Raw genomic sequence first — 12,647 nt, forward strand, 5'->3', positions numbered from 1 at the left:
ATGAACTCCTATAAAGTACTGATGTGGATAAGCGGCAAACAAGCGAGTAGTAGGCAAGCCATAACATAGTTAAATCTGCGCATGTGTTTTTGATTTTGTAGCTTTTTACTGAGCACCTTTCCAAAATAAGTCCAACTTAGACCGCTGCCCAAGGCAACCACATTAAAGACCAGTATTCCAAGTAGGGCGGAGTGCCAATAGTAGTCGCCAGGCAGTGTTAAGGCGGTAGTTAAAGACAGCAGGGTGGCCATGGTTTTGGGATTGATCAGCTGAAATAAGGCCCCTTGTATAAATGAAAGTGGTTGGTTTTGCTGTTGCAACTTATGTGAGTTCGTTGGACTAAATGCAATTTTATAAGCCAGATAGACAATATAGCCAGTCGCTAAGAGTTTAAAGGTTAAATGCAATTGTGGGTTTGCCAATACAAGGTGCCCTAGCCCCATTAACATAGCGACATGAATGAGGGTCATGCCTGCACGGATCCCAACAATATGTGGTAGCGTTTTTTTTATACCAAATTGCGATCCTGAGTAGGTTAGTAAAATATTATTTGGCCCAGGCGTGATAGATGCGGCAAAGCTGAATAACACCAATGCAGGAAAAAGGGTAAATAGTTCAACCAGTGGCAAAGTTAACTCCTTAATTGTATCAATACAATTGTTGCTATTTGTTTCATATTTAATTATTGTCATGAGTACAAATAGACATCAATTAATTTATTGTTATGAGTACAATTTGGCAGCCCGATGAGGCATTGTTTTTGCGACTGGCAGCAACCAAACCAAAATACATGGCGTTGGCAGAGTTGATTGAGCAGTCGATAGATAACAAACAGCTGATATTTGAACAGCGTTTACCGGCGCAAAGATCATTGGCCGATGCATTGAAAATCACGCATGGCACGGTGACTAGAGCTTATGTTTTACTTGAGCAGCGAGGCTATGTGCGTGCAAGGTTAGGGGCGGGGACCTATGTATCAAGAAATAATAGCGCTCATCATGAGTTACAAATTAGTGACCTAGCAGCCAGTGTACAGCCTCTAATGGGCCAAGACAGTATTATTGCAAAAGCGATGCAAGCGCTGTCACAAAGTCACTCGGTACTAAGTGAGCTAATGACTTACAAGCTGAATGGCCTTCCAAGACACCAGCGGTTTTTTCGAGATTGGTTATTGCAACGTGGTTTTGCCTGTGAACAGCATGACGTTATTTTTACCCAAGGCGCGCAACAGGGGATCTATAGTTGTTTATCGACTTTGTGCGAACCAGGAGATCTAGTATTACATGAGGCACTCACATACCCTGGTTTTTTCAAAGCATGTAAAAGTTTAACACTGCACTCAAAAGGTGTGCCTGTTAATGCACAAGGGATTGACTTAGCAAGGTTAGAGTCTATTTGCCAGCAGCACTCAGTTAAAGCAATTTATATTACACCAAACTGTCAAAACCCGACTAATGTGCACTACAGTGAAGACACATTGCACGCGTTATTGGCATTGAGCCGTAAGTATCACTTTTTTATCATTGAAGACGATGTGAATTATTGCTTGCCAGAAAAGTGGCGACTGCCACTGTGGCAGCAAGCACCCGACCGGGTTTTTTATTTGGCCAGTTTTTCAAAATATTTTAGCGGCGGGCTGCGCGCGGGCTACATGTTGACCCCTTTGCTCTGGCAACAGGCTGTGATTAATACAGTGCATGCACAGTGCTGGTCGGTATCAATGATGAACTTTGAATTACTGATGCGTACATTACAAAGCAAAGAATATCAGCATGTTCAGAGTAAGTTGGCTGAGGAAATCCGTTATCGACAAGCCGCTTTAGATAGGGGGCTCCGGCAATATGGGTTTGAAGCCATATTTTTTGGCTTGAATGTGTGTTGGTATTTGCCTGAAAATCTAAATATGCATTATGTGGCAGGGCAATTCAAAGCGCAGTTAGTTGAGGTACGTACACTTGATGTCTTTGCCTCTCCTCATGAAGCTTGTGATATAAACGGGATCCGCTTTACGCTTGGTGGGCCGACTACCCGCGAAGCCTTCGATTTTGCCATCACACGCATTGACTCGGTACTACAGGGTATCTTAGTCAACTCGGATGTGGTGATATAACTTTAATTAGCCGATGAAAATCGGCTAATTAATCTGTCATTAGTCTTTTTTTACAGCTGCGATAACAGAGACTTCAACCAGTAATTCTGGTCTTGCCATAGCCGCTTGTACACAGGCTCTCGCTGGCGCATGCCCTTCAGGCACCCATGCGTCCCACACTTCATTCATTTGTGCAAAGTACTGCATGTCACTGATGTAGACTGTTGCGCTTAAGATATGATTTCTATCACTATTTGCTTCTTCAAGTAACGCATCTACTTTGTCGAGCATGGTTTGTGTTTGCTCTTTGATGCCCTGTGTTGCGTCTTTACACACTTGCCCGCACAGATAAATAGTATCATTATGTACTACAATGCGGCTCATACGCTGGTTAGTATGTTTACGAGTGATGCTCATGTTTTTTCCTCGTTAGTCGGCCTGTGTATTTGGCGCTGATTTATTGGTTTGTACTAGGTTATATCGTCAATTTGGCTTCCAAACTGGACGCCTAGCAGTATACATGTCCAATATTATATGGGAAGTTGGTCACTTAATTAAACTTGGGTGATTAATTAAAACGCAGATACCCGTATTTGCTCTAGCAGCATCAGTGGGAGATCATTCGATACGTTTAATTTGGCCAGTGAAGCATAACCGGCCAAATCTGTATTTACACTGATATCATCAGCAAGCCAATGGCACAAATAATGGTGAGGCCAATGAAAATATTGGCGAGATTGCCAGTATCAGCAATAGGTTCAGGCACGATTTCTTGTTGAGGGATCTCTTGTTGTGTCATTCGATAGTAAAAGCCTTCTCCATATCGTGCTTTTAAATCATCACGAGAAGCCCACTCGAGTTGCTCGGTCAGAAAAATAAGGACCTCGCTGGATATCATTTCTTTGTCAACTTGACACGTTTTTTGATGCGTTAACACTTTATCAAATACCAACGCGGCTAAATCATTTCTTAGTGAGACGTTTTCGCAAGCTGGATGATCAACAAGTAGCTGCCATGCAGAAAGCTGAGTATGTCGGTGTGCATTGTTTAAAAGGTCACTCAGCTCATCGTTAAACTCATTAAACAGTGGATCTGCCAAGCTATCAGCGGCTGGAGAAAATGGTTCAGCGAGGCCGGTTAAAATGGCTTGATATGCGGCATGAATTACTTGTTCTTGTTCAGCGCGAGTTTCTTCGGATTCAGTTTTTAAGTCTTCGAGTTTTTGCTGATACGCTGCTTCAATTACTTGTCTATCTGAAGTGGGCGCCAGTGCTAATACATTCCAAGGATCTGTTGACACGGTTTAGTTCACCTTTCTCAATCTGTTAGTTTAGGCTGTCACATTTTATGACATAAAGACGACAGTCATGAGCTGAGTGTAGCAGACTCACCTTACTTTTCTAAACTAAGGGAGATGGATGTGTGTTTATTTTAGGTAAAAAGCAACAGTTTCAATCCGTTCAAGGGTGTATGTAGATAGTTTGCTGGTCGCAGTGTGCGTTGATACAGGCGGAGACGGTAGTTTCACCTAAATATTGACTCAGTTCAATCTGCGGCTTGGTAATGGGTTCATGATTAATAAACCAATTCACTTGCGTAGGGTGCGAAGAGGTTAAAGTAAGGGTACTAAGTTGAGAGCGATAGTAGTGCTGACCACTTCTTAAAGAAGTGATGGCAATTGAATAATCAGGCACCGACAGAGCTGTATTGTGTGATGTGGTAGAACCATAATTGATTTGTTTTCTGTTTAGCCAGTGAGCGAGCTTTTCTGGCCAACTCATGTTTGTCGTAAAGTCGCCGTAAATATCCATACTTGGTGGTGTCATATGGTTGATTGTGAGTGCTTGATGTTGAGATTCACATTGATTGTTTGGGATGTGCTCAAGTGCTAATCCACTTGGCCAGCAAATGAGCGTATTGGTTACCGAGGCAGGTTTCGTTAACAGTTGCTGGTCTGGTGGTAGTAAATCAAAGGCATCGAACATCAAAGGGGCGGCTTGGGTCGCGCCGAGGTAACCTAGCATTGGGCTTGCATCAGGGCGGCCAACCCAGGCAGCGACTGTATAGTCACGGCTGACACCCACAGCCCAAAAATCTCGATAGCCATAGCTTGTGCCTGTTTTCCATGCAATTTGACGTCGTACCGAAGGCACGACGCGATCTGGGGCACTTTGTGCGCTGAGCATTTTAAAGGTGATCCAGCTACTTTGTGGGCTTAATATCTGTACTGATGCTGAACTATTCACAGTGTCTTTGAGCACGTTTAATGGCGCGACATGCCCGTCACTTGCTAACGATCGATAGAGTTTCGCTAGGGTGAGTAATTGGGTACCTGTTCCACCTAGTCCAACAGATAAATTCGCTTGTTTGTGTGTAAGATGAATACCTGCTTGGGCTAAGGTGTGCTCAAACCGCATTGGCGTAATGCGATTGAGCAGCTGAATCGCTGGCACATTAAGGGATTTTTGCAGCGCATGCTGTGCACTGACAGGCCCACTGAAGGTGCCGTTTAAGTTTTGCGGTTTATAGCCATCAAAATCTGCGGGGATATCACTGAGCAAACTTTTACTATGGATGAGCCCTAAATCCAGTGCTTGAGCGTAAATAAAAGGCTTTAAGGTTGAGCCTGGAGAACGCGTTGCTCGCACCATATCTACGTGGGCAAAGCGACTGGCATCGAGAAAGTTAACAGAACCTTGGTAAGCGCGGATCTGTGCACTGGGGTTATGTAAAATAACCAAGGCTGCCGATGCTTTATGTGGCAGGCGTTGACTGGTTCGGTGCAGTAATGTCGACAGACGTTTTTGTAGTGAATAGTCTATTGTGGTTTGGAGCTTATGTCGGTTCGGATAGCGTTGCTTTAAGTAACGTGCAAGCAAAGGGGCTAGCAATGGTTGCTTCCCTATGTGAAGGTTGACGCGCTCTTTAATGAGCAAGTGATATTGCGCTGAGTTGAGTAATGCACCTTGATAGAGGCGCGATAAAACTTTATTGCGCATCGCTTTTGCTTTGGTGGGGTAGCGGTCTGGGCGATAGCGGGAAGGTTTTTGTGGTAGCACAACCAGCAATGCGGCTTCGTTTTTAGTGAGTTGATGTGGCGCTTTAGCGAAGTATCGATGTGAGGCGGCAGCTATGCCTTCGACATTCCCGCCAAAAGGCGCGAGATTAAGGTAAAAAGTGAGTATTTCTTCTTTGCTAAAATACCATTCTAGCTGAATTGCTCTGGCGATTTGATGCAGCTTGCCACCCACTGTTCTGGAGTGTGGGTCGATGAGACGTGCAACTTGCATAGTGATAGTTGAACCACCAGAAATCACACGACCATGTTTTATCCATTGTCCAGCTGCGCGCAGCAAAGAAAAAGGATTCACGCCATAGTGCTGGTAAAACCATCGGTCTTCGTAATGTAACAAGGCTTGTAAATAAAAAGGGTTCACTTCTTTAGGCGTGACGTGATAGCGATGCACGCCCTGTTTATCACCAAATGAACGTAATGTTTTGTTATTACTTGCAGTAATAAGGGTTGCAGGCCCTCCCGGGTACATCGGTGGCAATGGGTTACTGGTGTGCCAAACGATCGCGGTCATCACCATGAATAACGGGGTTGATAAAGCGATAAGTAGGGTTTTTTTTAATGTCATCTGGCCAAGTCACAGTGGTAAGCGCCCCTGTCGGGGCACTTTAAGCTACCTTTCGATAGTGATATTAGAGGGGAATTGTGTATAGAGCACGTGTTTTTGTGGTCTATACATAGATTCTATAAAACTGGGCGGGTTGGCATAGGTACCGGGCACTTCGGCACGCAGTAAATATGCAAATTGTTGCCTTGAATTATCACTGTTATAACGATGACTATATCGACGCGGTTTTAGGTCGGTCACTGCTACATATCTATCGTTACGATACTCTTGGTGTTCGACACGACTTAATACAACTCCCTCTGGAAGCAACTGCTGGATATCTAAATCTTGGAGTAACTCTGGGTTTTCAAGCACAAAACCAGCCGGGATCTTATCAACAATCATTGCATCATGAATGCGCTCTTTTGTTTCGACATTGAGTACCACCAACACACGCTCTCCAACTTTGAGTGATACTTGTTCATCAAGTGGTTGGCCTGAGAGAGTGTACCAACGTCTCAAAAAGTGCTTCATTTTGATGGTATTAAATGGATTAATTTGGTTACTTATAATCGGATTTACTTTCAAGTAACCGGTCTGAAGCTGTTGCACATATAAAGGTGTTTTCGTGGCATTTTTAAGCATTAAACCTGGGAACAACGGCTGTTCTAAGCGCCCTTGAGATGTGACTTCTTTGCCATCAATCAACACCTTGAGAGGTTTTTGGTTTTGCTTATCCAGTGCAACTGCTGAGCGTAGCAGTGCAGCTTGTTCTTGTGTACTTAACCATTGCTTGCTAATAGCAAGGGTAGGAAGATCTTCGGCGAGTGTATTGGCGAGTCGTTGTGCTTTGCTTTTTAAACCTTGCAATTTAGCCATTTCATTTAAGGCGATAACAGCCATGGCACTGTCGCGCACTTGGCTGCCGTAATCATACATATAAGCGCTTACTCGAGATTGTGTATCAAATTGATTAAGTAAGGCTGAAGCCTGTGCAATCGCGCCTGTATTGGCCAGTGCTGCTGCAAATTGTACTAAGCTCAATTGTGACGGATATGCGGTGATTTGAAGCGCCTCGAGATCACTGTAGCTGATCCTGCCTAACTGACTCGATACATATGCGGCATACGTTGTCGCCGCAATGGCTGACTCAGAGCTATATGTTAATGTAGCGACAAAGTCCCCTTTGGCATAACGCAATACGCGATATTGTGCCTCTTGCAGCATATCTGTTGGCACCAGCCCAGGATACTGAGTATTGGCTTGAGTAAGAAAGTCGGTAATGTATACCGTGAGCCAAGGTGATTCTTTGCTGTAACTGCCCCAGGTGCCAAAACCGCCAGATGTCTTTTGCATGGTCTTCAAGCGACTGATAGCGGTACTGATATACGCTTTGTTCGAAGTGAGCTTGGCCTCATTGTTCAAAGCGCGCTGCTGAAACCGAGCGAGATTCGGGTTTTGTAAGATGAAGGGCCAGGCTTTACTGGTTGTTTGCTCGGCACATCCGTAAGGGTAAGCGTGTAGTCCGGTTGCAAATTGGTCAATATTAAGAATAGGTGTGTGGCTAATCAGTAGTTTACCTTCTTTGCCATTTATACGTTTTAGGCCATCCCAGTTGCTTTCATCAAATTGGATAGATTGCTGTGGACTTAATTGGCTGTTTTTGGCTTGAGTAACCCACGGCTCAATATGTTTGACCGGTACTCGCCAACTGCGCTCTATGTCGACATTTTCTCCCTTTGCGCGCAAAGTTAATACCGTGGTCCCTTCACGGGTTTGCTCGGTAGTTTGAAGCGGGATTGTGTAGCTCCAGTGTGCCGCGTGATCTAGGGTCACCGAGTGCTCAGTTTGCCCTGTGAGTGCGATATGGTTATCCGCGCTGAGGCGAATATCCAGTGTTTGCGCTCCACCGCTAAGATTATGTACATCGAGAGTCACAGCAGAGTTGTCCCCTGGGATTAAAAATCGAGGTACAGCCAGCTCTGTAACCAGCGGCATACGAATAACTTGGTCATGTACCAGCTGTCCAACTTGATTGTCATTGAACGCCGTGACAATGAGCTGTGCTTCCCCGTTATAGTCCGGTAATGTCAGCTCTACGATGGCTTTACCATCACGCATTTGGACAGGCATTGACATTAATTGAATGGTTTTACTTTCAACTAAGTCGTCGTTGCGGTTGGTGTTATTCTCAATACTATCACTACCAAAACGGGACTGAGCAAATGGATTTGGACGCGGGTCGTATTGACGAGAGTATAAATCTACAATATCTCCACTATAACGACGCTGAGCGAAAAAATAGTTAAAAGGATTGTTAGGCTTATAGCGACTGAGGTTGATTATCCCTTTGTCCACCATCGAAACCGTGACCCAAGTGGTACTGTCATCATTAAGCTCTGTTGCTGTGATGGGGATCTCTAATGTTTGTAATGGCTCGACGTGACTGGGCAGGTTAACAGCCAGTTTGATCTGACGATCACTTCTGTCAAGTGGTAATGGTATCACGCCTAAATAGCGTTTTGGGGCATTGTGTTGTTGACCAAATACGGTGGCAGTGACATAGAGGTCATGGCGAGCTAATGTGTGATCGAGTGGGATCTCGACGTGATTTTGTCCTTTTTTCACAGCAACTTTGTTAGACCAAAGCACACGATCAGACTCCAGAGTGACCATCAACTCGCCATCAATCGGGGCCGTTAATGTGAGCTTGGCTTGCTGACCTGCTTGGTAAGCCGCTTTATCCAGCGTAATTTGTAAATGCTCAGGCTTTACCGCATATTGGCCATATCCACGATACCAGCCTGCGTAGAATTCGTAACGCGTTTTGTTTCCCGTTTTTAAGTCAGTGGCTTCAAGGCGGTAATTCCCCCAGCTGACAGGTAATTCAACACGCGCGATATCCGCCTTTACATCGACGACACTTTGTTGCTCCTTACGCCACCTGTCTTGCTTTTGGCGCTGCCAACCAATGCCCTCTTCATACATCCAGTAGTAATTACCTTGATCGTAAAATAACTCTAACTTGATACTACCATTGGAGAGTGTTTGCCCATCGGCTGATAATAAAGCAATTTCAAAGCCCGCATCTGAACGGTATTGGACGTCTTTTGCAAGCGGTTTAATCCCCGGGATAGTCTCGTTTTTCCAGCTGGTAAAAGTACTGGTGCGTTGCACTGCAGCGCCGCCCGCCTCTTGAAGCGCAATAAATACTTGTGTTTTTACTGGGCTTCTAAGTCGCGTTGCACTGGGAGTGGCTATCTTAATCTGTGCGCTACCTTGTTCTGAGAGTTGCAGGTTGCCGAGAGATTTATAACGACCGGATAAATAGAAATCCTGACCCACCACAAATGCCTGATAGGGACCAGGGTAGTGCCTGATAGGCTGGTGACTGACATCTGTTTTAAAGGTATTTCCAGCGGCTGGGCTACCAAATAAATACTTACCGTGTAAGGTAAGGTTATTTTTATTGCCAGCGATGACAAATGGTTTCGCTGTATCTATTTTGAGATCCATGCGCTCTGGGACAAACTCTTCTAACTGAAACGTCATTTCTGCGATGGGTCTTCTGGCACTTGGGTCTAGTTTTACAGCCACGGTGTAGCGACCGGTTGGCCAGTCATTAGCCGTTTTGAGAGACTTACTAAAAAAACCTGCCTCTTGTGTTTGTATCGTTTCTTTTATTATCTCTTCTTGTCGAGAGTTTTTTACCGACAAGGTGAGGTTATCTATGTTGGTCTTACGGCCATCAAAATCTCGTAATAATATGTTTATCGGTAAGCTATCCCCAGGTCTAACGAGGTCTCTATTACTGTAGATGAAGGCTTCTGTTTCTTGAAATAAGCGGCCGCCTAATTGATAAGCGGAGAGATCTAGAGGCACTTCTTTTAGAGGCAAAATGGCGAGCTGAGGCGCATTGTCTTTCTTTTCTAACTCAGCAACGACAATATCATTTTGCTCTAACGTCACAGCAAAATCGATATTGCCTTGTGGGTTTGTTTTACCTTGACGAATGAGTTCATGTTCGCGATAAATACTCACTTTTGCATCAGCGACACTCAGACCACTTTGCAAGTAGTTGACACTAAAGTGAGCTGTGTTTTTTTGTACTCTTGCTTGGATCCCAAGCTCTGTAAGCAGCATATGTTTTGCCTGGAGTTCGTTAAACTGTCCAGCGGCTTTGAGCGTGACAATGTACCACCCAGATGGCAAATTTTTTGGTATGGGTAATTTGGCAGAATGAATTGTATCTTTTGTATTGCCTGGTAGCGTATAGCGGTCTGCAAAAACGCTTTCATAGCTGTAACTTAATCTGTCCAGCGAGCTGGGATAAATTTTGTCGTTTAAATAATGTTTTTGCAAAAAGTCATGTGGGCTTGTTAAGCGTAAAATTTCAATATCAACTTCGGTGGTATTTTTATAACTAATGGGGATCGCTTGATGCGCACTTTTTGGTACTAATGGACCAGTGCCTACGATGGCAACTTGCGGTGTTTGGCGCTTTGTAGATTGTGCGAGCGCACTGTGATGCCAACCAATTAAAAGCCATAAAACAGAGATGAGTAACCAGCTGGTTTGCACACTCCTTGCGATCATGATATTCCCCTAATGATACTGATATTAAATAAGTTTACGCAACTTACATGAATTTAGCGTGATTATCTTATTAATCATTATTAAGAGTAAAGGATTAGAGAGAATAATATATAGTTAATTGATTATTTGCTCTAAATTCAAGCTGTATAGCAAAAATACTGGTGCCCGAGGGTATAAATCAGGCCTAAATGAGCATATAGGCCCTCGGCATAGAAGGTCTATATGCATAGGGGACTAACTGGCGACTAAAAAATTAATACGTGTTAGTAAATCTTGTGGCGCGGTATCTTTGAGGTCATTTAAATACTCTTCAAAGGGCGGAAAATCGGCCAGTTCAAATTGGCTTTGTGGTAGCCATTGACCATAAAGCCAGTTATAGGGTTTTTCAAGTTCGGTATAATCGCCTTTGAATAAAATACTGACAGTGTTCCCTGCGGGAATGGTGAGTTGTTTAAACGCATGCTGCGCAGGTAGTTTATTTTTATCCACCGTTATGCAGGCCATTGATTTTAGTTGTGCTTGTGGCACAGACTCTGGATCGTCAAAGTAAATGCCAAAAAAGCGTGTGTTTTGGTCGATAAGGTCTGCTTTTGCGGCCATCAACGAGAGCTTTTCGAATGCTTGGCCAATTTGCATATAATCACCGATGTGATTTAGGCCAATTAACTCAATAGTTTCAATGTTTTGTTGTTCAACAGGATACATAGAGTGATACTCCTTGGAAGATGTTGGGTACAACGCAGTGACATGAGACGCTGAATAAGCACGTTGTTGGCGGTATTGGTTGGGTGTTTCGCCATAGTGTTTAGTAAAGGCACGGTTAAATGCCTCAACGCTGCCATAACAAACTTGCTTTGCAATTTGTTGTTGGCTTAAGTCGCTGCGCACTAAGTAAGTTGCCGCCTTCAACATGCGCATTCTTCTCACTGTGACATTGATTGTTTCACCGGCATATTCTCGATAGATACGATGAAAGTGATACGCTGACATACACGCAATATCAGCCAATGTATTGACATCAAGTTCAGTGCCGGCATGCTCGTAAAGATAATCTATCACGCGCAGCATTCTGGCTTCATAGTAATGTTGTGTGCTTAACTTATGTTTCATTATTGTGCTACTCAATGCTGTTCAGTGTTGTTACACGTTTTGTTGATTGTGACGACAAGGTTAAAGTAGCGCAAGATGGATTGATAATGTTTGCTGATTTATGAGAAATAAAATAGGGGCCCGATATGGATGCCCCTAGGGAAGGACTACAATCGTTCGTTAAAAAACGGCAGCATATGGTGTTCGAGGCGCTCAAGGGCTTTGTCACTATGTCCACCTTGGAACACTTCGAAAGAAATCGAGACTTTATTTGCTTGAGCTTTTTGTTTCAGTGCAAGCACCCCTTCTGTGATCCAGATGTAGTCGTCTTTATCACCGACATCAATTCGAACAGAGCCCAATTGCGCAACTACTGAGGGGGTTGAATACAGCTCAACAAGTTCCCCAAAACCTCTGAACCACAGTGGTTTTTGTGATGGGTCAACATTGTAATGAACGCCAAAGGGCTGGTCTGGTTGTCCGGCAAATGCACCTGCATAGGCCATGAGGTATGCACTGTAGCTATTTGCTTGGCCATTGTTCCAAATTTCACGCCCTTGGAAGGAGGCAAACTCAGCGTCCATGACGGCTTTGGGGTTCTTCGCCGTCGCTAATTTTTGTTTAAAGGTTTGAAAACGTTTGATGGCGTCTTTTGAAGTTAAATATGACTTTGCCATGCCCTTTTCGTCAAACATACCCGGGCTGAGCGCATAAACATGACCGAACAGATTCGGATGCTTTGCAGCAAATCTAAGTGCGCCAGTACCTCCCATCGAAAACCCAGTAATTCCACGGTGTTCAGGCTGTGCTTTGGTGCGATAAGTACGGTCTACCCAGGGCAGGACTTCTTTAATCACATAATCACTAAAGTTGCCATGTACCTGAGAGTTCACATAAAAACTGCCTCGCAGTGGTGTGTTACCTTCCAGCATGACAATGATCATCTCCATGTTTTGACCGTTCTTTTTGTGGTTTTCTAGCATGGGCTCAATACGTTCGCTGTATTTGATAGGCCAGCTGTAGGCTCCGAGCATATACAATACAGGGTAACGTTTGTCGCTCTCATGGTAGCCATCAGGTAAATATATGTGTATATCGCGGGTACTTTTCGTGCCGATCAAACTGTTCTCTAGCGCTTTTGAGTGAAAAGGTATTTTGACAATTTCGGCTTTGAGTGTGCTACATATAAAGATAAGCAGTAAAAATAGTAATGTTTTCATTGTTATGACTCCTGCTGATAAAGCTTGCAGTTA

The 12,647-nt window shown here is 44.1% G+C and carries 8 protein-coding genes; 1 reads left to right on the forward strand and 7 read right to left on the reverse strand.

All coding sequences use genetic code 11. The annotated features are described in order from the left end of the window. Positions 1 to 8: 8 nt before the first annotated feature. The gene (locus N473_RS03510) at positions 9 to 629 is read right to left on the reverse strand and encodes a LysE family translocator (protein WP_231099514.1); all 621 of its coding nucleotides are present in this window, start codon (positions 627 to 629) and stop codon (positions 9 to 11) included. Positions 630 to 724: 95 nt separating this feature from the next. On the opposite strand from N473_RS03510, the gene N473_RS03515 reads away from it, so the two are divergent. After that, positions 725 to 2,110 (forward strand): PLP-dependent aminotransferase family protein, encoded by a 1,386-nt coding sequence (locus tag N473_RS03515; RefSeq protein WP_063366747.1) that lies wholly within the window; start codon positions 725 to 727, stop codon positions 2,108 to 2,110. 39 nt (positions 2,111 to 2,149) lie between these two features. On the opposite strand, the gene N473_RS03520 is transcribed toward N473_RS03515, so the two are convergent. From N473_RS03520 to N473_RS03545, 6 genes are all read right to left on the reverse strand, one after another. Next, positions 2,150 to 2,506: a RidA family protein gene (locus N473_RS03520; protein WP_039611960.1), complete on the reverse strand. Its 357-nt coding sequence runs from the start codon at positions 2,504 to 2,506 to the stop codon at positions 2,150 to 2,152. 253 nt (positions 2,507 to 2,759) lie between these two features. Then, entirely contained in the window at positions 2,760 to 3,389 is a 630-nt protein-coding gene (locus N473_RS03525) for a hypothetical protein (protein WP_063366748.1), read from the reverse strand. Between the two features lie 160 nt (positions 3,390 to 3,549). Further along, the gene (gene pbpC, locus N473_RS03530; RefSeq protein WP_231099515.1) at positions 3,550 to 5,730 is read right to left on the reverse strand and encodes a penicillin-binding protein 1C; all 2,181 of its coding nucleotides are present in this window, start codon (positions 5,728 to 5,730) and stop codon (positions 3,550 to 3,552) included. Between the two features lie 45 nt (positions 5,731 to 5,775). Then, positions 5,776 to 10,305, reverse strand: coding sequence for an alpha-2-macroglobulin family protein (locus N473_RS03535; RefSeq protein ID WP_063366749.1), 4,530 nt, complete (start codon positions 10,303 to 10,305; stop codon positions 5,776 to 5,778). 234 nt (positions 10,306 to 10,539) lie between these two features. Beyond that, positions 10,540 to 11,415 carry an AraC family transcriptional regulator gene (locus N473_RS03540; RefSeq protein WP_063366750.1) on the reverse strand — a complete coding sequence of 292 codons (876 nt, stop codon included), beginning with the start codon at positions 11,413 to 11,415 and terminating at the stop codon, positions 10,540 to 10,542. Between the two features lie 146 nt (positions 11,416 to 11,561). Next, on the reverse strand, positions 11,562 to 12,614 hold the full coding sequence (locus N473_RS03545; protein ID WP_063366751.1) for an alpha/beta hydrolase: 1,053 nt from the start codon (positions 12,612 to 12,614) through the stop codon (positions 11,562 to 11,564). Between the last annotated feature and the right edge of the window lie 33 nt (positions 12,615 to 12,647).

This window comes from Pseudoalteromonas luteoviolacea CPMOR-1, from assembly GCF_001625685.1.
Taxonomy (GTDB): Bacteria; Pseudomonadota; Gammaproteobacteria; order Enterobacterales; family Alteromonadaceae; genus Pseudoalteromonas; species Pseudoalteromonas luteoviolacea_K.